The organism is Shewanella zhangzhouensis, assembly GCF_019457615.1.
In the GTDB taxonomy this organism is placed as follows: Bacteria; Pseudomonadota; Gammaproteobacteria; order Enterobacterales; family Shewanellaceae; genus Shewanella; species Shewanella zhangzhouensis.
Genome location: NZ_CP080414.1, coordinates 169,537 through 190,188 on the forward strand (window position 1 = coordinate 169,537; position 20,652 = coordinate 190,188).

Genomic DNA, 20,652 nt, shown 5'->3' on the forward strand with positions numbered 1-20,652 from the left:
GTGCGATAGCCGCAGTTATGCCGTCTGCATGGGCGCAGACCGAGCTTGCATTGTCACCCAGCCAATGTGTTGTAGACGAAGGAGAGTGTCAGGTCAGGGTCACCCTGTCCTGGCAAACAGAATCACAGCAAAGTGTGTGTATTCAAGTGGCGGCGGAGGGCGAGACACTCTATTGCAACCTTCCTGCAAACCAGAGCGCATGGTCGCTGGATGTCAGCGGTACCGGCGATGTGGAGTTTCGCCTGCTGAGTCTGGATAGATTGCCCCTTGCCAGTGCCCGTCTCCGGGTCTTGCATATCCCCAAACGAAAACCGCGACAAAGAGCCGCCTGGAGCCTGTTTTGATGCCAGCCAAAATCCTCTATATCGAAGATGACAACAAGCTTGCCAGGCTGGTGACGAACTTTCTGCAATCCCATGGGTTTGAGGTGACACACCTGCCGTCGGCAGAAGGGGCGCTGGACTTGCTTTACTACGACAGCTTCGATTTGCTGCTTTTGGATATAGGCTTGCCAACGGATGACGGCATCAGCCTGTGTCGGCAAATTCGTGACCGTTTTTCCGGGCAGATTCTGTTTATGACAGCAAGGCGCTCTGCCGTGGATGAAGTGGAAGGCTTGATGGCAGGGGCTGATGATTATCTCACCAAGCCGGTGGCGCCTGAGATTTTACTGGCGCGCATCCAAACCCGCTTAAAGCGCCGCGAGCCGCCAGAGACAGCACCGGCTGAGGCAAGCAAATCATCCACAGAGATGCAGTTTGGTCGCCTCTGTATTCGCATGGCGGCCCAACAGGCATTTTTGGATGAGGAGTCGCTGCGTCTGACCACGGCTGAGTTCGATATTCTGGCGCAGCTGGCCAAACATGCAGGGCAGATAGTCTCCCGTGAAGACCTGTTCAAGTACACCACGGGTGCCCCCTACGACGGACTCAACCGCACCATGGATAACAGGATCAGCCGCCTCAGGCGCAAGCTGGGGGACAACATGGATGATCCCTTTAAAATCAAAACTATCTGGGGTAAGGGTTACCTGTTTGTCCCGGATATTTGGGGCTAGCCATGTTGAAGCTTTACTGTGGTCTGCTATTGGCTGTCGTGAGTTCCCTGCTGTTGTTCTCACGGATTTACGATATCAGCACCCAAGAGCCACACCTGCTCTATCCCCAGGAAGAGGCTTTTTTAAGCCAGCTGTTTGCCCTGGCCGACGGCAGTATGGATTTGTCGCAGCTACCGGTCGCCAGCCTGCCCCTGGAACAGCTGGCCATTCCCGATGAGACCCGGGCTCTGCTGCTGCAGGGAGGTACAGCGGTGCTGCAGGATAAGTCGCAGGCTTTTTATTTTTATCGGCAGAACCCCGCCGAACCCGGCAAGGTGACCATAGTCGGGCCTATCGATTACCCAGAAAGCCCCCTCGACCGACAACCCGTGCTCTGGCAACTGCTGCCCTATGCTTTGCTTGCACTGGCGCTGCTGCTGATTTGCTGGCCTCTGTATTTGGATATCAAGAAGTTGAAGGCATTTTGCGCCCGGGTCAGCCGGGTCGATTTTGGGGCCACTGCTTCCATCACCCGGCTGACTATGTTGGGAGCCATCGGCAATACCATGGCAGAAATGGCGCAAAAGCTCGCCTTTCATCGCAGTCAGCAGCGGGACTTTATCAATGCCGTCTCCCATGATTTTCTGACCCCCCTGGCCAGAATGAAATTTACCCTGGCGATGGGGCGCAGCGCTCAGGGTCAGGCAGTCACTGACACCTTCGAGAGTCTTGATGAGGATTTGGCCGAGCTTGAGCAACTTATCGATGAGTTTTTAAGCCATGCCGAGTTGTCTCAGTATCGGCCGAGCGAACAGCGCCAACGCTTCTCTGGCAGGCAGCTGGTGGCCGATTGCTTTGCCAAGTTTGAACCGCTGGTGAGTGTGAACCTGGAAATTGCGGGGGACGCCGATGACATAGTGCAGGATAAGGCCGGGTTTGAGCGGATTCTGCAAAACCTCATCAGCAATGCGGCCCGCTATGCCTGCTCCCGGGTGAGGGTCAGCCTGAACTGGGATAAGGAACTGGTGGTGCAGGTGGAAGACGATGGCCCCGGGTTTGCCGCCGCCGATACCGATTCGCTGCTGACAGCTTTTCATCAGGGTGAGCTCTCGGCTCACCAGCTCTATCAGGGGGTGGGCCTGGGTCTGTCGACAGTTGCACTGCTTTGCCGTCATCTGTCTGCCGAAGTGACCCTGGGACAGAGCCAGACTCTGGGTGGTGCCTGCGTTACCCTGACATTTCCCCAAGCACGCTGAATCGCGACATCTTGCGCTTTACTTTGGCAGTCAGCGCCGAGACATAACCACAATTCTGGATTCAGCAGTCTTATATTTATAATTGGCTGATTGTACAGAGTTTTGCTCTATTTTCAGCCTAAGTGGCTTTCGTGACACATGCTTGTTAAAAGCGGTTTCGAAAGATTTCAAAAGTGTTGAAAACTTTCGTTTAAGCTGTTCTTATAGTCATCTGACTGACAAGATGACCACAGTCACTGCTGCCTTTTGGTGTGTTTGCCAGGGTGTCATCAGTAGCTGCAAGTCACAGGGCCGTTTGACGATAAGGATAATTATGGCAAGCCTCTCACCCTCACTTTCTGCATGGCGCTCCCGTGCCAGACCCCGCCCACTGGCGCTGGCCGTGGCCTTGATGATGGCGCCTCTCGGATTTATTGCCAATGCCGCCCCCGTGGGCAAGCTGGATACCCTCAAACAGGACGGTGCCACCGTCAATATTCGCACCGACAGCGGTGCCCTGGTGCAATTGAGTGTGCTCAAGCCTGCGCTTATCCGCATTCAGGCGGGGGCCAATGGCAAGCTGGTGAGCGAGGGCAGCAAGGCCGCCGCCATTGTGATTAAAAACGATTACCCGGCGGTGGCCTTTACCTTAAGCGATGAGGGCGACTATCGGCTGCTGAAAACCGAGGCGCTGGCACTGCGAATTTATGAAGCGCCGCTGCGCTTTGCTCTGTATCAGCCTGATAACAAAACCCTTATCACCGAGGAGCTGCAAAGCCTGGAGCTTGGGGAGGCCAGCACTGTGCAGACCCTGAGCACAGATGTCGACGAGCGCTTCTTCGGTGGCGGCCAGCAAAACGGCGCCTTCGAGTTCAAGGGCAAGAGCCTGGAGATCTCTTACTCCGGCGGCTGGGAAGAGGGCGACAGACCCAGCCCGGCGCCTTTCTATCTGTCGAGCAAGGGCTATGGCGTGCTGCGTAACACCTGGGCCAACGGCAGCTATGACTTCAGAAGCAGCTATGCCCTGCGCCTTGGCCACGATGAAACCCGCTTCGATGCCTTCTTCTTTGCCCCCGGCAGCATTCAGCAGGTGCTGGCCGACTACACCGAGCTGACCGGCCGCGCCAGACTCATCCCCCGCTGGGCCTTTGAATATGGCGACGCCGACTGTTACAACGATGGCGACAACGTTAAAAAGCCCGGCACTGTGCCCGATGGCTGGAGTGATGGCCCCACGGGTACCACGCCGGATGTGATTGACTCTGTTGCCAAAAAATATCGCGAACACGATATGCCCGGCGGCTGGATTTTGCCCAACGACGGTTATGGCTGCGGCTATACCGACCTGCCCAAGGTGGTTGAAGGGCTTGCCAAATACGGCTTCAGAACCGGCCTTTGGACCGAAGATGGGGTAGATAAAATCGCCTGGGAAGTGGGTAAGGCAGGCACCCGGGCGCAAAAACTCGATGTGGCCTGGACCGGTGAGGGCTACCAGCATGCGCTGGATGCCAACAAGGCCGCCGCCGATGGCATTCTGGATAACTCAGACTCGCGCCCCTTCCTCTGGACGGTGATGGGCTGGGCCGGGATGCAGCGCTACGCGGTGACCTGGACCGGCGATCAGTCCGGCAGTTGGGACTATATCCGCTGGCATATTCCCACCCTCATTGGCTCGGGTCTGTCCGGTCAGGCTTATGCCACCGGCGATGTGGACGCCATTTTTGGTGGCAGCCCGGAAACCTTTACCCGTGATTTGCAGTGGAAGGCCTTTACCCCAGTGCTGATGGGTATGTCCGGTTGGTCAAAAGCGGCGCGCAAGCACCCCTGGTGGTTCGATGAGCCCTATCGCAGCATCAACCGCGACTATTTGAAGCTGAAAATGCGCCTCACCCCCTATATGTACACCACGGCATTTGAAACCGAGCAGACCGGCGCGCCCATAGTACGCGGCCTGATGTGGGACTACAGCGACGACCCCAACGCCAACACAGAAGCGCACAAGTATCAGTTTTTGCTGGGTAAAGACATGCTGGTGGCCCCCGTGTATCGCTCACAAACCGCCAGCAAAGGTTGGCGTGAAGACGTGTACCTGCCCAAAGGCCAGTGGATTGATTACTGGGACGGCCGGGTGGTGGATGCCCCTGAAGGCGGCGCCAGCATCGATTATCAGGTGGACTTGAATACCATCCCGGTGTTTGTCCGTGCCGGTGCCATCATCCCTATGTACCCAGAGGCGCTGTACGATGGGCATAAACCCAAGGATGTGCTGACCCTGGATATTTACCCCTATGGCGAGTCGGAATACCTGATGTATGAAGACGATGGCAACAGCCGTCGTTATCAGCAGGGCGAGTTTGCCCGCCAGCGCTTTGCGGTGAAGGCGCCCGAGGGCAAGGCCGGTGATATCGAGGTCAGTATTGGCGCGGCAGAGGGCAAGTTCGATGGTCAGGATGAAGCGCGAGTCTATGAGCTGTGGCTGCATACCCGCGTAAAACCAGATGCTGTGCTGCTTGATGGTAAAAAGCTTAAAGCCCTCAAGGATGAAGCCGCGCTCGCCAAGGCCAAGAGTGGCTGGACTTATTCCGATACCAGGTACGGCACTGTGCTGGTGAAAACCGAGAAAGTCTCGGTGCGTAAGGCGCTGGAGTTCAAGCTGGAAATTGATGAATCACAGCAGCTTGCCGCCACCGCAGGTTACGCACAGGCGCCCGAGCTTGGCAATGAAATCCCTGCCGACAGCCTGCTGGTGCTTGCCCGTCCCGCCGAAGAAGCAGGGCATCCGCTGGAAAATGCCTTCGATAACAATCCGGATACCTGGTTCAGAACCAAGCGGGATCAGGCACAAAAGACCGGAGCCCACGAGTTTACCCTGGCATTGGGCGAGCGCCGCTTTATTGCCGGGTTTGAAATCGCGCCCCGTAACGACAAGCACTGGGAGTATGGTCAGGTGGCCGACTACGAGGTCTACCTGGGTGAAAACAATGGCGAGTGGGGCGAGCCGGTGGCCAAGGGCAGGCTGGATAAATCCCAAACCATGCAGAAGGTAGCGTTTTCGCCCAAGCCCGGCAGTCTGCTGCGCTTCAGGGTACTGAGCACCCAGAATGAGCTTGGCAATGACCCCATGGTGACGGCAGCCAAGAGTCAGGGCGGCGCCTTCAATGCGCTGCTGCCAAAGAGCGTCACGCCAATCACCATCAGCGAGTTCAAGGTACTGACCGCGCCCGAGCCCAAAGCGCCCAAAACCCAGCAGTTCCTCGCCGAACTCTCGCCGCAAAAGCTGGATAAGTCCGCTGGCAGCCGTGTGGCGTTAAACACTGCTATCGGTGGCAAACCCATGAGCATGAACGGCCTTAAGTTCAGCAAGGGGCTGGGGATGGCTGCCAACAGTAGGGTCGACTATCGTCTCGAAGGTAACTGGCAGCTGCTGCGGGCTGACCTTGGTATCGACGACAGCTGCAAAACCAAGGGTGGCATGCACTTTAAGATATTCGGTGATGGCAAGCTAATGTACGACTCGGGCCTGATTGCCGCGCCCGCCGTGGTCAAGCCAGAATTGGATATCCGCGGCGTTGAAACCCTGAGCCTGCAAACCGAAGGCACAGCCAAGGGCGTCTGCGGCAACTGGGCCAATGCCTCAGTGGTGGGCTGGCCCAAGGGCTGAAGTCTGGCACTCGCATAAAACAGACCCGGGATTTCCGGGTCTGTTTGTTTGGGTCACGCTTTGGCGGCCCCTATAACGCGGGGTCACAGCTGCTGATGACCCAGATACACCTTCAGTTGACTGTGTCTGTCACTCAGGGCCTTCAGCGCCAACAGGCTTATGCGGTTTTGCGACTTATCCCGGGTGAAATCGCCGGGTTCCACACCCTGTTGCCACCCCCATGTCGTATGGCAGGTGTCGCCTGCAATCAACACCGGCCCATCAAGGGTATTGAGCACATAGGCGGTGCTGCCTTCGGTATGCCCCGGGGTGTGCAATGCATATACGCTGGCGTCACCAAAAACGTCTATGGCTTCGCCTTTATCGAAACCCCATTCATTCAGCGACGGCCTGCCCGACAACAGAGCATCTGTTGTCGCCTGGGTCATGTGATTTTGGGGACTCAGGCTCAGATGCTCGTTGCGGCCAACGTAGAGGGGGATATCCGCAGCCAGATCCGGCAGGCCGATGATATGGTCCAGATGCAGGTGGGTCAGAAAGATGCCGCGCAGAGGCTTGCCGCCTGATGCAATTTCACCGGTGCTTTGCAGCAGCTGGATTTTTCCGAGGCCAAATGCCTGGAAGAGTTCCGCTTGTACACCATGCCGGGTGGGCGCCTCCAGTAACCCCTGTGCCACGCCGGTATCGATAAAAAAGCGGCCATGCTGTGGGTGCGTGAACTCATACAGGTAAACCTGAATGGGTTCATCCCCATCTTTTTTACCGGCCGCTTTGGCGGCGGGAGCCTCAAGATTGAGCAAGCCCCTCAGCGGTACCTGCCAGTTGGCGCTGGCATGAACGCTGAAGCCCAGGCGACCTGGTGTGGCGAGGCTCGCTTCCATCTCGGCCAGGCTCACGGGCTTGCCCAGTGCGGCAGCCTGGCTGGCATGCTGGGTTTGCGGGGCATCGGATTGGGCCGTTACAAGCGGGCTTGCCATCATCAGCCCAAGCAGTATTGCGGCACTAAGGTTGCGGGTGTTCATATTTCATCCTTGCGGTGTTCTGACTGTTTTGTCTTGTGGTTATGCTTTCATGGATGGACATTGGTCTCAATTGGCGAATATCGTATGTGGGTATTCGTATTTGGATGGTAATAGAATGAAGCAGGGGCTGAACTGGGAAGACATTCGTTTATTTGTGGCGGTTGCAGAGCTTGGCAGCTTCAGCGCCGCGGCGCGGCAACTGGGCCTGGGGCAACCCACCCTGAGCCGACGCATCGCAGAACTTGAGGGGCAGTTGGGTGAGCCCGTGTTCATTCGCCGATCCCAGGGCTGTGAACTGGCGCCTGCGGGGTTGCGGCTGTTACCCGCTGCGGCCCAAATGGCTCAATGGGCCCATGATGCCGAGGTGAGCCTGGCCAGGCCCGCTGAACGTGTGGCCGGTAAGGTGCGTATTACTGCGCCGCCGGGACTTGCCCTGACATTGCTGACTCAGTTGGCTCAGAGACTGAGGGCACGATTCCCGGCATTGACTCTGGAAGTGCTGTCTTCAACTCATCTGCTCGATTTGTCCCGGGGCGAAGCAGACATTGCCCTTCGAACCCGGCAGGTGGCGGAGCCCGGACTGATGACGGTTGGCAAGATACTGAGTAAACCCCGATTGTATGGCAGCCGGGACTATGCGGCGTCACTGCCACCGGGGGCTACCCTCGCTGACCTTGCACTCATCTGTTGGAGTGAGGATCAGGGGCATTTCAGGATAAACCGTGAATTGCATCGACTGTTACCCGGGTTTAAACCCGTCTTTGCCAGCGACGACTTCAACGTGCAGTTGGGGGCCTGCGTGCAGGGACTGGGCGCCATGGTACTTTACGATGCCCTGATGTCCCATCCCATACTGAGCTCGCTGGTACGCCTGCCGGTGTCCTTTGACAGCGATTATCGCGGCGAAATTTTTATTCAGGTACACAAGCGCCTGCATGGATTGCCGAGGATTATGGCGGTGCTGGACGAGCTCGGCTGCTTTGGACGTGGCATCGCGGAGTATCAGGGGCCGGACGAGGTGTGAGTTTGCGCTTGTGGGCCCGGATAGGTTTCGTTCAGACGAGCGACTTGCGCTTTTTGCGCCTCTGGTTATGATGTCGTCTGGGTCTGCAGTTCACCCAGACATCGCCGCGGCGCAAGCCGAGCTAAACCTGCCTTACACCTGAATCCGGTACCGTACATTCGCGTGCCCCGTTGGAAGTCGGCGATCACTGACACCCCAGGGCGGGCGCGCCTGTGTGAGGTATAGTCATGAAACAGGTTATTCCATTTGTGGCCGCCGATATCTCGGCATTGGCCAAGTCCCTTCGCAAGCAGTTGATGGCTTGCGAGCAATTCCCTACCCATGTAGAAATGCTGAACCTGCTCGCCAAGGCCAGTGGGCATCAAAACTTTCAGCAGCTTAAGGCGCAGCAGTTACCGCTGGAGGCGGATGAGTCAGGGTTGGATCCCCTGGCCGTGGATATTCCGGCCAAGCTGAAACCCTTTATGGGCCAAGACTATGTGCTCAGGCAATGGCCTGGCCGTTACGCCTTGCAGCAGCAAAGTCTGTGGTTTTTCTGGTGCCGTTTCCGGTATGGGGTGGAGTACAGTGAGGCCGAGGTGAATGCGCTGCTAAAACCCTTTATCGGGTTTGGTGATCATCCCCTTATCCGGCGGGAGTTGGTCAACAAGTCCCTGTTGGGACGCACCGACGACGGTGGTCGTTATTGGCGCCAAAGCGCCATTCCGCCAGCCGGATTTGAGCGGTTGGCCGACGTGTGGTGAGGCCAGGCTAGCCCCGAATTGTATTCGGGGCTTTTTTGTTGGCGCGCCAGCAAGTAGCATGATTTTAAAATCAATGATGCCGTTTCGGTGAAACAGGACGTTTCGGCAGTGCGCCGGCATGCTCAAGGAATAGAACTATGACACTCATGCAAAAGCTGTATTGGCTGATGGCTACCTTGGGCAACGCCCTGGCAATCTGGCTGTGTAGCCGGCATCCCGGTTTGGGTGCCTGGCTCTTGCTGGCCTTTACCCTGGGCTACACCCTGATTGGTGCCTACGACCTCTTCCTTTCCCGCCATAGCCTGAACAGGCTTTACCCCGTTGTGGCCTATATCCGTTATGGGCTTGAATCTTTTCGGGTGGAGATCCAGCAGTATTTCATCGCCAGCGACACTGAAGAAAAGCCCTTTAACCGCGAAGAGCGCTCTTTGGTGTATCAGCGTGCCAAAAATGAGCGCGACACCATCGCCTTCGGCACTCAGCGCGACCTTTTGGCCGATAACTACCTGAGTTTGTGGCACTCATTAAACCCCTGTGAGGTGAAAGAGGAGAGCAAGCGGGTGCGCTTTGGTGGCGATGAATGTTTAAAGCCTTACAGTGCTTCGCGGCTGAATATTTCGGCCATGAGCTTTGGCTCCCTCTCATCCAACGCCATTCAGGCGCTGAATCTGGGGGCGAAGAAAGGCGGTTTTTACCATAACACCGGCGAGGGTGGCATAAGCGATCACCACCTCGAACATGGCGGCGATCTGGTGTGGCAAATTGGCTCGGGCCTTTTTGGTTGCCGCACCCATGAAGGGGAGTTCGACCCTGCGGCATTCAGCCGTCAGGCCTGCCAGCCCCAGGTGCGGATGATTGAAATCAAGCTGTCACAAGGTGCCAAGCCCGGCCATGGTGGTGTCCTGCCCAAGGCCAAGATTACGGCAGAGATTGCCCGTATCCGCCTTATCCCCACCGACAGGGATTGTGTGTCGCCTGCGGTGCACCCCATGTGCGCCACGCCCAAGGCGCTGCTTGGATTTATCCGTGAGCTGAGGGTGTTATCCGGCGGCAAACCCGTTGGTTTTAAGCTGTGCATTGGCAATCCGGCGGAGTTTTTGGCCATCGGCAAGGCCATGTTGGAAACCGGCATTTATCCTGACTTCATCACTGTGGATGGCGCCGAAGGGGGCACGGGCGCCGCGCCGGTGGAGTTTACCAATCGCATGGGCATGGTGTGTCTCGAGGGTGTGTACTTTGTGCACAATGCCTTGATTGGGCTGGGGCTCAGAGACAAGGTGCGTATCATTGCCTCGGGCAAAACCGCCTCGGCCTTTGACTTGCTCTCCAAACTTGCACTGGGCGCCGATACCGTGAATGCGGCCCGCACCATGATGCTGGCCCTTGGTTGTATTCAGTCGCGCCACTGCAACACCAATAATTGCCCCACGGGCATTGCCACTCAGGACCCTGTACGGGGCAAGGCGGTGGACGTAGAAGTGAAGAGTGACAGGGTGAGGAATTTCCACCACAACACCCTGCATGCCTTTTATGAACTGCTGGGTGGCATGGGGCTGGACAGCCCTGCCAAGCTGTTGCCGCAAATGATAAAGCGCCGCACACCTTATGGTTTGCCAATGTCGGCCAGCAGCATGGTAAAGCAGCTTTCCCATGGCGAGCTTGCCGAAGGCAGGGCGACCGGCGTGTGGCAGTCCTGGTGGCAAAGCGCCAGCAGCGACAGCTTCTTTGTTTATGACGATCTTATCCTTACGCCCATTGAGCTCAGGCAAGGGCATCAGGGATAACAAGTGGATGTCATGAGACAAAAAAAGCCGGGCTAGCCCGGCTTTTTTACATCAGAAGCTGCGATAAACAGGGTACTTGAGGTATTCCCGGTCGTAGTAGGGGCTCTTTTCATAGAACCAGCGCAGGCGGGCGCTTGGATCGGCGGCGAATGCGGGGTCTTTGAGGGCTGCATCAAAGGCCTTTTTCAGCTCAGGATCTTCGGCCAACATACGCGCCGCCATGGGTTCTACTGCGTACTGCTCCATGTACTCGGTACGGGTGAAGATGGGATTGAACAGGCCCCATTGCAGCAGTGAGTCCGGTGACTGGGGCTCCAGCAGCAAAATGGCGAGGTCGCCCAGTGCCTGCTCTGTGCTGATTTTGATGGTGCCCGCCGGCAGTGTGGTGTCAACCTTATTCAGGGTGACGTCGGCACTGAGCCGCTGGCGGCCTTCGTAGTCTTTGGCGCCAAACTGGGGATTGCTGAAGCTGTATTGCCCCAACGTCAGTTGCTGTGGTTGCTGCAGTCGCTCATAGCGAATGCCGTGGGTTTCCAGCTTGGCTATGACTTCCTGCCATTGGGGCAGCACATAATAGGCCTCCGGGCGGCTGACACTGATGTCGGGCACTGTATTACCGATGACAGGCAGCTGCTCATACAGCACGGGCTCACCGGTCCAGCGCACCACATCTGCACCGGAAATGGGGCTTTTTTCAACCCGGTATCCTATGCCTTTAAAATCCCATCCCTTTGGCTGGAGTGTCTCTTTCCAGGTCAGGGTAACCTGCTCAGGGAAGGCAAAGCTGTCGGCCATGATGGCGGCCTTGAGCGCAGTCGCCTGCTCGCCCACGGTCTTTAAGGTTTGTTCCAGCATCACGTAAGTGCCCAGCACCCTTTGTTTGAAGGGCTTGAGACTGTGGTTTTCTATCAGGATGGTTGGCAAGTGGCGGGCATCACCGTAGCCATTGGAGTAGCGGGGCGATGCGCTCCACAGCGACATGCCCTTGGTGATATCGCTGTTATCCAGGGCAAACACCAGTGGGCCGGGAATATGGCCAGCCTGGGTGAGGGCAGCTTCAACGTCGGGGCGGTATTCGCCGTCAAGCCAGGCAAAGGCGGCCGGGCTCAGTCCCTGACTCAGGTTGTAACCGAAGGTCACATCGTATTGATAGTCGATGCCGTCGGTGACGTGCACGTCGATATAGAGGCTGGGGTTCCAGTCGTTGATGGCGGTCAGCATCAACTGCATCTCTTTGGTATCGGCCTTGGCGTAGTCACGGTTGAGGTTAAGGTTGCGGGCGTTGGTACGCCACCCCATGGTGACGGGGCCGCGCTGGTTTACCCGGTTATATTCGCTGGCGCGTTCGTGGGCATCCACACTGAAGATGGGCACAAACAACAGGTTGGCCTTGTCGAGCAGGGCACTCTTGCCGCCCATTTCGATATCCCGCAGCAGCATCATGCCCGCGTCTTTACCATCTATCTCACCGGAGTGGATCCCGGCCTGCACCAGCACACTGGGTTTGCCGTGCTTTTCCAGCTTGCCCGGGGTGTCTGCGCCTTCTTTACTGGCGACAATCATCCAGATGTCCCGTCCCTGTGGGCTCTTCCCAAGACTCACTTTAGACAGGTATTTGCTGCGTTTTACCAACTTGTCGAGCCAGGCCATGGTGGCGTCGTAGTCGGGGCTCTCAAGGCCACCGCTCTGCTCAAAGGGCGTGGCCCATTTACTGTCGCGGGTCAGCATCAGGGCCTCACTGGCACCTTGCCATGCCTCTATGGGTGGCAGTACCGCATCATTAACGAATTGGTTGGCAACAACGGGTGTGGCCCAAGCCGGAGCTGTGCTCAGCAGGGTGACGGAAAGCAAGGTGAGGGACGATTTCAGTGGCAAGAATGGCATGGAGCTGGCCTATAGTGGCAATAAAAATCAAAGGCCTATCTTTTCGTAATTGGCAGGTCTTCGCAAGAGGCATTCTGGCCGTTTTTGCGCGAATAAACAGCAGATACTGTTAATGGATACTCTGAGGGGATTAAGTGTAATTAATTGTAATTGGGCTCTTTTTGTTGGTTGGCGCCTCCTCTAGAATCCTGATGACTACATAGGGAGGTGGTATGATCCATATTCAGGCAAAGGGGCTTGAGAAGCGCTACAGCACGGTCAAGGCGGTGGACGGCGTCAGCCTTGATATTCAGGGCGGTAAGATCCTCGCACTGTTGGGGCCCAATGGCGCGGGTAAGTCATCACTTATCCGTATGTTGGTGGGGCTGACGGAGCCGGATGGTGGCGAGCTGCATATCAGCCGTGATGGCAGGCCCTTATCGCAATTGCCACGGGAACACTATGGTTATTTGCCGGAAGACAGAGGCCTGTATCAGGACAGGACTGTTGTTCAAAACCTGACTTACATAGGTGAGCTGCGCGGTTTGCCGCGGGCGCGCATCGACAGCCAGATAACGCAGTGGACCGAGCGTTTTGGTCTGGCCGAAAAACGCAGTGATAAACTCAGCCAGCTCTCAAAGGGCAACCAGCAAAAGGTGCAGTTGATTGCCTGCCTTCTCCATGAGCCCGAACTCCTTATCCTTGATGAACCCTTCTCCGGACTGGATCCTGTGAATCAGGAGCTGGTGGTTTCTGTGCTGGCTGAACTCAGGGCGGCGGGCAAGGGCATAGTGCTCAGCGCCCACCAGATGGCGCTGGTCGAACGTTTAGCCGACCATATGCTGCTGATTAATCATGGCAAGCCCATTGCCGGAGGCAGTTTGGTCGAAGTGATGACACAGTTGTCGCCGGGGGAAGGTTATCAGGTGGCGTTGCATCCGGTGCCGACTCTGAATGCCGTGGACGCCCTGGAAACGGTGGAATCGGTCCGGGTCGAAGGCGATAAACTGTCGGTGACCAAGGCCAAGGGAGCCAGCCTGCAGGCGTTGTTGAATGAGTTGGGTGCCCTTGGCGAACTGATGACGTTCGCGCCCTTGCAACCTAACTTGCATGAACTCTATTTACGGGCCGTAGGCGGTGACAACAGGGATGTGGGGGAAGGCGTATGATCCGCTGGAAGATAGCCGTATTTGAATTCAAACGATTTCTGAAGTGGAAACAGGAACTGGCCACTCTGGCCATCATGTTGGTTATCATTGCCAGTATGTCGGCCTGGCCCCAGATTAAAGGCTGGATAGACAAAGACTACCGGGTTGCCGTGGTGGGAGACACCATGCCGGCCATTGCAGGTTATCAGTTTACCCGGGTCGGGGATGACAGGATTGACGAGGTACAAGCCAACCTCGGCAAGGACTGGGACTTGCTGCTGATAATCCGGGCGGGGGAGCTCAAACTGGTGGGGGAAAAATCTACCAGCTGGCTTGAAAAGCTCACACCTCAGTTGCAGCGCTGGCATCAACAGCAGTTGATTGCGGCCCTGCCGCTGTCGGCGGAGCAGCAAAAAGTCATCGATGACTTGCCGACTGTCGACATCAGTTATACCCGCGAGAGTCTGGCCGATGAAAAGGCCCGCAAGCTGAAGCGCATTGTCGGTATTGTGTATTTGAGTGTGCTGGTGACGGGATTTTTTGCCAGTTTTGGTCTGATGTTTACTGCCATCACAGGTGAAAAGCAGCAGCGAGTGACTGAGCAACTGCTCACGCTGGTTGCACCCCGGGAATGGATTGATGGCAAAATTATCGGCGTTTCACTGTTCTCCCTGAAAACCATAGCCACCTATGGCCTTATTACGGTTCTGATCATTCAGGGCGCGAGCCTCATCAGTGGCGGAACATCCCTGAGCATTCCGTTGGGGGCCTTGGAGCTGGTGTGTATGCTGGGCTTTCTCATCATGGGCATACTGCTGCTCAATACCTTTCTGGCCGGTTTTGCCGCCACCATCGACGACCCCAATCATTCGGGGCGCACCGTGGTGATGTTGCTGCCGGGCCTGTTGCTTGGCGCTGTCTTTATGGTGATGGACAATGCCGAAGGACAGGCCATGCAGCTACTGAGCTGGCTGCCGTTGACGTCCTTCTCTGCCATGCCGCTGCGGGTCATGAGTTCCGACGTGCCCTGGTGGGAGTGGCTGGGCTCGTTGGCGCTGCTGATTGGGTTTGTGGTGTGGCTGTCGCGGGCATCTGCCCGGGTATTCGAGCTGGGGATCCGCATGTACGGTAAAGAGCCGCGCTGGAGTGATATTGCCGCAGCACTGTTTAACCGACGCTGATCTCAGATATAAAAAATGGCTCCCACGGGAGCCATTTTTATTGCTGCATCATGGATGCGCTTATTCATCGGATTGGGTCACTGAGATTTTATGGACACCAGCCTCTTTGACCTTATCCATCACCTCTACCACAGTGCCGTGCAGGGTCTCGCCGTCGGCCTGAATCAGTACCGCCGCCCCCGGCGTTTCAGCAAGCTTGCGCTCAATGTTGGCTGTGATCCTCTCTACGTCCACCTGACGCCCTTCCATGGTCACCAATCCAGTTTTACTGACGGTGATCAACACGTTGTCCCCCTTGGCACGGGACTTTTGCGCGGATTCAGGTTTGTTGTAGTCAATCCCCATGGGCTTGACGAATGAGGTGGTCACGATAAAGAAAATCAACATGATGAAAATGATATCCAGCATGGGAGTCATATCGACCTTGGCTTCCTCATGCTCGGCAGCGTATTTTTTAAATGCCATATCAATTCCCCCCTATTGCGCGGTCACTTTTTCCTGCGCAGCTGTTGATGTTATTGCTAACGGTTTGCGCGAAAAAGAACCTGGTAATTTATTCATCGCATTGTCCTAATCTAATGTCCATCGCTTTTCGCCATGTATCAGTGAGTGAATGCTAAATCAGTGACGTGGTTCACTTTTTGCGCGAATTGTTGTGCGAATGAAGGGAGCGTAGATGTGTCGATTCAATCCGCACCGGTCAGGGCTGCAATGAGAAAAGGCCAGGGTATTCCCCCGGCCTTTGAGTCCTTGTCAGCTTGCTCAGGATTCGCAAGCCGTTACTTGCGGGATGGCTCAAATGCCTCGTAGCGGGGAAGGCTGGCATCCAGCTCGTCCCAGTTGGCCTTGGAGGTGACGAAATTGTGGGACAGGGGGCGCTCGTTGATATCGGAGTCGAGGGAGCCAATTCGCAGACGATAACGGCCGGGGTATTTGGCGTTGGCGCTGTAAAGGGGAGAGGCGCAGACCTGACAAAAATACTTTCGCTTGCCCGGTTCGCTCTCGTAAAAGGTCAGTTTGTTTTCGGGATCGCTCAGCTCTAAGTCTTGTGACGCGATAAAACCGTTGGTGGCATAGGCACTGCCGGTGGATTTTCGGCACAGGGAACAGTGACAGTGAATAATGTCGCTGATAGCCCCGTTAAGGTTGTACTGGATAGCACCGCACAAACAACTCCCTTTGTACATAAGGTCCTCTGAAATCTGATATGTATGAGCCAGGGTGGCTCGTTATCTTAACCCTTCATCAGGATTGCCTAAAGCAGATACACCTTCGGATGGCTTGCGCTCGCGTGCTCATGGAAGATGTCATCCAAATAGGTGGCCAATTCCTCGGGTTCCAATGCGGCGGGGATAATCACGTCATAAACAGGGCGTCTCATACCCGTTCCGGACACCAAAAATAAACGCCACACGCCATTTTCACGGTGTACTGACATACGTTTGCCAAATACATCAAAGAGGTAGCTTTCTGTCATGGTTGGTCCCGGTAATAGTTTGTGTGCTGGCATGTGTGCAGGAATTGATAGTGAATGAGCTTTGATGTGCTTTCAACAGCAATTGTGTGCCGATTGAATACCCTTGGCGGTACAGCCAGAGCTGTGCGACGACTTGTTCGCACCTTCCTTAGGTGTAGACAATAAAAAACGGCCCCCGCAGGAGCCGTTTTAGTCTTTCTTGCTTCAAGACGCTATCAGGCTTTTGGGCCGGCGTTCTTGATGGAGTCAGGTACCTGATACTTGGCAAAGTTGGCCTGGAACTCTTCAGCCAGCTTCTGCGCGTATTCCTGATATTTGGCCTTGTCGGCCCAGGTGTTAACCGGATTCAGCAGGGCTGTTTCAACACCTGGAACGGCCACAGGCACTTCCAGATTCAGCTTCTCCAGGTGTACGGTTTCAACACTGGCCAGTTCGCCGCTCACGATGGCATCAACGATGGCGCGGGTGGTTGGGATGTCGAAACGCTTGCCCACACCGTAAGGACCACCGGTCCAGCCGGTGTTAACCAGGTATACCTGGCTGCCGAATTCTTCGATACGCTTCATCAGCAGTTCGGCGTAAACACCGGCTGGGCGTGGGAAGAATGGGGCACCGAAACAGGTAGAGAAGGTTGACTGGATGGCAGCTGTTGAGCCCATCTCAGTGGAACCTACTTTGGCGGTGTAGCCAGACAGGAAGTGGTAAGCGGCCTGTTCCTTGGTCAGCTTGGACACAGGAGGCAGTACACCGGATACGTCACAGGTCAGGAACACTACGGCGCGTGGCTCGCCGCCACGGTTTTCTTCCTGGCGCTGGGCAATGTGCTCCAGTGGGTAGGCGGCGCGGGTGTTTTCGGTCAGGCTGGCGTTTTTGTAGTCAGGTACGCGCTTGTCGTCCAGTACTACGTTTTCCAGCACAGTGCCGAAACGGATGGCATCCCAAATTACCGGCTCATTCTTCTGGCTCAGATCGATACACTTGGCGTAGCAGCCGCCTTCAATATTGAACACGCTGCCTGGTGCCCAGCCGTGCTCGTCGTCACCGATGAGGAAACGCTTGGGATCGGCAGACAGGGTAGTCTTACCGGTACCGGACAGGCCGAAGAACAGGGTGGTGTCGCCGTCTTTGCCAACGTTGGCAGAGCAGTGCATTGGCAGCACGCCCTTGGCAGGCAGCAGGAAGTTCTGCACGGAGAACATGGATTTTTTCATCTCACCGGCGTACTTGAGACCGGCGAGCAGCACTTTGCGTTCGGCAAAGTTGATGATAACTGTGGCTTCTGAGGCGGTGCCATCGCGCTCTGGCTCACACACGAAGCCTGGGGCGTTCATGATTTGCCAGGTGGGCTTGCCGGCCTGGTTGAAGTGCTCAGGGATAATAAACAGGTTGCGGGCGAACAGCTGATGCCACGCATATTCGGTGGTCACTGTCACTGGCAGATAGTGTTCTGGGTCGGCACCGACTTCCAGATCGGATACGAACACTTCTTTGTCGGCCAGGTAAGCGGCTACGCGATCCCACAGGGCATTGAAGGCCTCTGGAGCGAAGGGCTTGTTGACGTTGCCCCATTCGATATCTGCTTCAGAACCGGCTTCTTTGACGATGAAGCGGTCATTGGGAGAACGGCCTGTACGGGCTCCGGTTTTGGCAACCAGAGCGCCATTGGCGGTCAATTCTCCTTCACCTCTTCTCAGCGCCAGTTCTACCAGCTCGGCCGTTGAGGGATTACGGTGTACGCGGTTAATTCCTTCCGCCATAGGTAAGGTCTCCAAATATCAAGAGGTTTTGTTTTATGGGTACCGATCTGTGTTGCCGGTTTGTGGTGCGCCTTGATTTATCGGGTCGAGCGCCCGCGGCGGATTGTAACTTAAGCGGCCTTGAATGTGTGAGCCGGATCTGAAAAAACGTCAAAAAAAACGGACGCCCCCGGGCGTCCGTTATCAGTCAGTGATCTGGCTCACTGTTTGGTGGCCTGCTCATCTGACAGGGGCACATTGGCATAGAGGGCTTCTATGTCGATGGCATCAAATCGGTAGAAGGTATTACAGTATTCACAGCCCAATTCCACCTGACCCTGCTCCGCCAGTAAAGACAGGATTTCTTCCTTGTCTATGCTGCGAATGGCACTGGCGCTGCGTTCCCGTGAACAGGTGCACTTGAAGCTGACGTCGATGGGGTCAAACAGACGTACCTGCTCTTCGTGGTAGAGGCGATGCAACACTTCTTCGGCTGGCAGCTCCAGCAACTCTTCCTGCTTGATGGTGGCAGTGAGGGTTGTCAGGTGTTCGTACTCGGCGTTGTGATCGCCTTCGCTTGGCAATACCTGCAGGAAGATACCGGCAGCGCACTCGCCATCGGCGAACAGCCAAATGCCTGTGGGCAGCTGTTCAGACTGCTGGAAGTAGTCCTGGATACACTCGGCCAGCGTTGGCTTATCCAGTGCCACTACGCCCTGGTAACGCTCGCCGTCATCCGGTGTCAGTGTGATAACGATATAGCCATCACCGAACAGGTCGTTCAGGCTGGCATCATCGGCCAGATTACCATCCCAACGCGCCACACCACGCAGTTGCTGGTGGTTATTGCCATTGATCACGGCCAGTGACACAGGACCGTTGCCCTGTACCTGTACGGCGATATCGCCGCTGAACTTGAGCGTGGCGGTCAGCAGTGAGGTCGCTGCCATCAGCTCACCGAGGAAGCGGCGCAGCACGGTGGGATACTCATGGGCGTTTACCACGGATTGGTAAGTATCGGCCAGTTGTACCAGTTCGCCGCGCACGTCGGCGTTTTCAAACAAATAGCGGTATAAAGTGTCTTTGTTCATCACGTTAATCTTCATGCGCCAGGCGCTGGGTTAATAATCGCCGGACTTGGCCCTCAGCAACTCACGGCGCTGTTTCTTATCGGGCTTGGTGTCCGGTGACGGATTGTTCAGGATATTCAGGCGTCGAGCCTCGGCATTGGCGGTACGTTTTTGTACGCTCTGCGCCGTTTCTTCATACAGGGTTTGCGCCAGAGTGGCATTTTGTCGCTGTTCCGACAATTTTTTAATGACCACCTCTTTTTCGTCATATCCCTGACGTATCTTAAGCACAGCACCAACTTCCGCATTCTTGCTGGATTTGGTGCGGGCCCCGTTGTAATGTACTTTACCGCCGTTAATCATTTCCTTGGCCAGTGCTCGGGTCTTGTAAAAACGAGCGGCCCAGAGCCATTTATCGAGACGGACGGATTGCAGTATTGGATTCCCGGATTCCATAAATGCTCCACTTTTGCAAACATTTGCTACATATAGATAGTGGCCGGATCACGTTGTGCAGGTTCATGCGCTTGATCCCTACGCAGAATTGCCATTTTAGCGGCCTGCCTCACACCCTTTTTGGGCGCGCAAAGTTAGCATAAATGGCGAAAAATCGCCACAGCCTGCGCTGTTATGGGGTTGTTGCCATCAAGTGGCTGAGTTAGCATGTTGCAGGTTTTCCTAAATTATTCTAATCAGAACAGAGACCTGTAAGAGGGTCCATAAATTATGGATTTATTGGATAAAGTTATCGCCCGGGCAGGAAGCATCCCGCACAAGCCTCTGAGTCGGCTGGTCTTTTGGCTGGCTTTCGCGGTTTGTTGCTATTTGGCAGCTCAGATCAGCTGGCGCTTGGTTCCGGCCCAGACTGAATCAGCGGCCTGGCGTCCCAATCCCCCATCCTCCGGTACCAACGGCAACAGCGGTGTTGATGTCGATGGTCTTAAGTCTCTGTCTCTCTTTGGTAAAGCTGATACCAGTAAACCCAAAGAGCAGCCGGTGCAGGAGGTAATTACCGATGCACCCAAAACCTCCTTGTCGATTGTGCTGACCGGTATCGTGGCTTCCACCGCCGAACAAAAAGGCCTGGCTATCATCGAGTCGGGTGGCAGCCAGGAAACTTACGAGCTGGGTGAAAAAATCAAGGGCACTTCGGCTTCTCTCAAGGAAGTGTATGCAGACCGGGTGATTATCACCAACGCGGGACGCTACGAAACCCTGATGCTGGACGGCGTGCCATACACCAGCGGCGCCAGCACTCCCTCGGTAAACAACAATCGCCAGCGCGGCTTTGAAGATGAGGTACGCCGCATCGACAAGCGCCGTGATGAAGATGTCGCGGCAGAGCTGTCATCCTCGCGGGACGAACTGCTCGCCGACCCAAGCAAGATCACCGATTACATTTCGATTTCGCCGGTTACCCAGGGTGAAGAGTTGGTGGGTTACCGCTTACAGCCCGGCAAAGATCCCGGACTCTTTTCCCAGGCAGGTCTCAAACCAGGAGATCTGGCCAAATCCATTAACGGCTATGATTTGACTGTCAGCACCCAGGCTCTGGAGCTGATGGGCCAGCTGACTGAACTGACCGAAATCTCTGTCATGGTAGAGCGGGAAGGTCAGCTGATTGAAATCATGTTCAGTTTGCCGCAATAAGCGAAGTTTTAGGGGACAATAA

At 55.8% G+C, this 20,652-nt stretch carries 18 protein-coding genes; 10 read left to right on the forward strand and 8 right to left on the reverse strand.

Annotated elements, in window-relative coordinates:
* The first annotated feature begins 17 nt into the window (after positions 1–17).
* The 4 genes from K0H63_RS00730 (at position 18) to K0H63_RS00745 (ending at position 5,932) form a co-directional block, all read left to right on the forward strand.
* Positions 18–344, forward strand: a complete 327-nt coding sequence (locus tag K0H63_RS00730) for a DUF3019 domain-containing protein (protein WP_220066326.1) — start codon at positions 18–20, stop codon at positions 342–344.
* Positions 344–1,057, forward strand: coding sequence for a response regulator (locus K0H63_RS00735; RefSeq protein WP_220066327.1), 714 nt, complete (start codon positions 344–346; stop codon positions 1,055–1,057). The genes K0H63_RS00730 and K0H63_RS00735 overlap by 1 nt, the downstream gene beginning before the upstream one ends.
* Positions 1,058–1,059: 2 nt before the next feature.
* A complete protein-coding gene (locus K0H63_RS00740) occupies positions 1,060–2,292 on the forward strand; it encodes a sensor histidine kinase (RefSeq protein WP_220066328.1) in 1,233 nt (410 codons plus the stop codon).
* A 313-nt stretch (positions 2,293–2,605) separates the two neighbouring features.
* Positions 2,606–5,932 carry an NPCBM/NEW2 domain-containing protein gene (locus tag K0H63_RS00745; protein WP_220066329.1) on the forward strand — a complete coding sequence of 1,109 codons (3,327 nt, stop codon included), beginning with the start codon at positions 2,606–2,608 and terminating at the stop codon, positions 5,930–5,932.
* A gap of 83 nt (positions 5,933–6,015) precedes the next feature.
* Here the strand turns inward: K0H63_RS00745 and K0H63_RS00750 are convergent, their stop codons facing one another.
* Positions 6,016–6,954, reverse strand: coding sequence for an MBL fold metallo-hydrolase (locus K0H63_RS00750; RefSeq protein ID WP_220066330.1), 939 nt, complete (start codon positions 6,952–6,954; stop codon positions 6,016–6,018).
* Positions 6,955–7,069: 115 nt separating this feature from the next.
* On the opposite strand from K0H63_RS00750, the gene K0H63_RS00755 reads away from it, so the two are divergent.
* From K0H63_RS00755 to K0H63_RS00765, 3 genes are all read left to right on the forward strand, one after another.
* The gene (locus tag K0H63_RS00755; RefSeq protein WP_220066331.1) at positions 7,070–7,978 is read left to right on the forward strand and encodes a LysR family transcriptional regulator; all 909 of its coding nucleotides are present in this window, start codon (positions 7,070–7,072) and stop codon (positions 7,976–7,978) included.
* Between the two features lie 227 nt (positions 7,979–8,205).
* A complete protein-coding gene (locus K0H63_RS00760) occupies positions 8,206–8,721 on the forward strand; it encodes a DUF2087 domain-containing protein (RefSeq protein ID WP_220066332.1) in 516 nt (171 codons plus the stop codon).
* A gap of 137 nt (positions 8,722–8,858) precedes the next feature.
* Entirely contained in the window at positions 8,859–10,505 is a 1,647-nt protein-coding gene (locus K0H63_RS00765; RefSeq protein WP_220066333.1) for an FMN-binding glutamate synthase family protein, read from the forward strand.
* Positions 10,506–10,556: 51 nt separating this feature from the next.
* Here K0H63_RS00765 and K0H63_RS00770 read toward each other — a convergent pair whose 3' ends face one another.
* Positions 10,557–12,389, reverse strand: a complete 1,833-nt coding sequence (locus K0H63_RS00770; RefSeq protein WP_220066334.1) for a M14 family metallopeptidase — start codon at positions 12,387–12,389, stop codon at positions 10,557–10,559.
* 212 nt (positions 12,390–12,601) lie between these two features.
* Between K0H63_RS00770 and K0H63_RS00775 the strand changes: the two genes are divergently transcribed.
* Both K0H63_RS00775 and K0H63_RS00780 read left to right on the forward strand, forming a co-directional pair.
* Positions 12,602–13,537: an ABC transporter ATP-binding protein gene (locus K0H63_RS00775; protein WP_220066335.1), complete on the forward strand. Its 936-nt coding sequence runs from the start codon at positions 12,602–12,604 to the stop codon at positions 13,535–13,537.
* Positions 13,534–14,697, forward strand: coding sequence for an ABC transporter permease (locus K0H63_RS00780; RefSeq protein ID WP_220066336.1), 1,164 nt, complete (start codon positions 13,534–13,536; stop codon positions 14,695–14,697). Before K0H63_RS00775 ends, K0H63_RS00780 begins: the two co-directional genes overlap by 4 nt.
* Positions 14,698–14,757: 60 nt before the next feature.
* Here K0H63_RS00780 and K0H63_RS00785 read toward each other — a convergent pair whose 3' ends face one another.
* The 6 genes from K0H63_RS00785 to hslR all read right to left on the reverse strand — a co-directional run bounded on the left by K0H63_RS00785 (position 14,758) and on the right by hslR (position 19,436).
* The gene (locus tag K0H63_RS00785; protein ID WP_220066337.1) at positions 14,758–15,162 is read right to left on the reverse strand and encodes an ExbD/TolR family protein; all 405 of its coding nucleotides are present in this window, start codon (positions 15,160–15,162) and stop codon (positions 14,758–14,760) included.
* A gap of 314 nt (positions 15,163–15,476) precedes the next feature.
* On the reverse strand, positions 15,477–15,884 hold the full coding sequence (locus K0H63_RS00790) for a GFA family protein (RefSeq protein ID WP_220066338.1): 408 nt from the start codon (positions 15,882–15,884) through the stop codon (positions 15,477–15,479).
* Between the two features lie 68 nt (positions 15,885–15,952).
* Positions 15,953–16,174: a DUF7661 family protein gene (locus K0H63_RS00795; protein ID WP_220066339.1), complete on the reverse strand. Its 222-nt coding sequence runs from the start codon at positions 16,172–16,174 to the stop codon at positions 15,953–15,955.
* A 215-nt stretch (positions 16,175–16,389) separates the two neighbouring features.
* Positions 16,390–17,931: a phosphoenolpyruvate carboxykinase gene (locus K0H63_RS00800; RefSeq protein ID WP_011758287.1), complete on the reverse strand. Its 1,542-nt coding sequence runs from the start codon at positions 17,929–17,931 to the stop codon at positions 16,390–16,392.
* A 200-nt stretch (positions 17,932–18,131) separates the two neighbouring features.
* On the reverse strand, positions 18,132–19,001 hold the full coding sequence (gene hslO, locus K0H63_RS00805; protein ID WP_220066340.1) for an Hsp33 family molecular chaperone HslO: 870 nt from the start codon (positions 18,999–19,001) through the stop codon (positions 18,132–18,134).
* A gap of 30 nt (positions 19,002–19,031) precedes the next feature.
* Complete coding sequence (gene hslR / locus K0H63_RS00810) at positions 19,032–19,436, reverse strand: ribosome-associated heat shock protein Hsp15 (RefSeq protein WP_220066341.1); 405 nt, start codon at positions 19,434–19,436, stop codon at positions 19,032–19,034.
* A 270-nt stretch (positions 19,437–19,706) separates the two neighbouring features.
* On the opposite strand from hslR, the gene gspC reads away from it, so the two are divergent.
* Entirely contained in the window at positions 19,707–20,630 is a 924-nt protein-coding gene (gene gspC / locus K0H63_RS00815) for a type II secretion system protein GspC (protein ID WP_220066342.1), read from the forward strand.
* Positions 20,631–20,652: the final 22 nt, after the last annotated feature.

What these genes read in the sequence shown, in the direction of transcription:
- K0H63_RS00800 (WP_011758287.1), bottom strand. Translation starts at nt 17,931, where the DNA reads ATGGCGGAAGGAATTAACCGCGTACACCGTAATCCCTCAACGGCCGAG.
- K0H63_RS00790 (WP_220066338.1), bottom strand. Translation starts at nt 15,884, where the DNA reads ATGTACAAAGGGAGTTGTTTGTGCGGTGCTATCCAGTACAACCTTAAC.
- K0H63_RS00735 (WP_220066327.1), top strand. Translation starts at nt 344, where the DNA reads ATGCCAGCCAAAATCCTCTATATCGAAGATGACAACAAGCTTGCCAGG.
- K0H63_RS00775 (WP_220066335.1), top strand. Translation starts at nt 12,602, where the DNA reads ATGATCCATATTCAGGCAAAGGGGCTTGAGAAGCGCTACAGCACGGTC.
- K0H63_RS00780 (WP_220066336.1), top strand. Translation starts at nt 13,534, where the DNA reads ATGATCCGCTGGAAGATAGCCGTATTTGAATTCAAACGATTTCTGAAG.
- K0H63_RS00755 (WP_220066331.1), top strand. Translation starts at nt 7,070, where the DNA reads ATGAAGCAGGGGCTGAACTGGGAAGACATTCGTTTATTTGTGGCGGTT.
- K0H63_RS00785 (WP_220066337.1), bottom strand. Translation starts at nt 15,162, where the DNA reads ATGGCATTTAAAAAATACGCTGCCGAGCATGAGGAAGCCAAGGTCGAT.
- K0H63_RS00730 (WP_220066326.1), top strand. Translation starts at nt 18, where the DNA reads ATGCCGTCTGCATGGGCGCAGACCGAGCTTGCATTGTCACCCAGCCAA.
- hslR (WP_220066341.1), bottom strand. Translation starts at nt 19,436, where the DNA reads ATGGAATCCGGGAATCCAATACTGCAATCCGTCCGTCTCGATAAATGG.
- gspC (WP_220066342.1), top strand. Translation starts at nt 19,707, where the DNA reads ATGGATTTATTGGATAAAGTTATCGCCCGGGCAGGAAGCATCCCGCAC.
- K0H63_RS00770 (WP_220066334.1), bottom strand. Translation starts at nt 12,389, where the DNA reads ATGCCATTCTTGCCACTGAAATCGTCCCTCACCTTGCTTTCCGTCACC.
- K0H63_RS00765 (WP_220066333.1), top strand. Translation starts at nt 8,859, where the DNA reads ATGACACTCATGCAAAAGCTGTATTGGCTGATGGCTACCTTGGGCAAC.
- K0H63_RS00795 (WP_220066339.1), bottom strand. Translation starts at nt 16,174, where the DNA reads ATGACAGAAAGCTACCTCTTTGATGTATTTGGCAAACGTATGTCAGTA.
- K0H63_RS00750 (WP_220066330.1), bottom strand. Translation starts at nt 6,954, where the DNA reads ATGAACACCCGCAACCTTAGTGCCGCAATACTGCTTGGGCTGATGATG.
- K0H63_RS00740 (WP_220066328.1), top strand. Translation starts at nt 1,060, where the DNA reads ATGTTGAAGCTTTACTGTGGTCTGCTATTGGCTGTCGTGAGTTCCCTG.
- hslO (WP_220066340.1), bottom strand. Translation starts at nt 19,001, where the DNA reads ATGAACAAAGACACTTTATACCGCTATTTGTTTGAAAACGCCGACGTG.
- K0H63_RS00760 (WP_220066332.1), top strand. Translation starts at nt 8,206, where the DNA reads ATGAAACAGGTTATTCCATTTGTGGCCGCCGATATCTCGGCATTGGCC.
- K0H63_RS00745 (WP_220066329.1), top strand. Translation starts at nt 2,606, where the DNA reads ATGGCAAGCCTCTCACCCTCACTTTCTGCATGGCGCTCCCGTGCCAGA.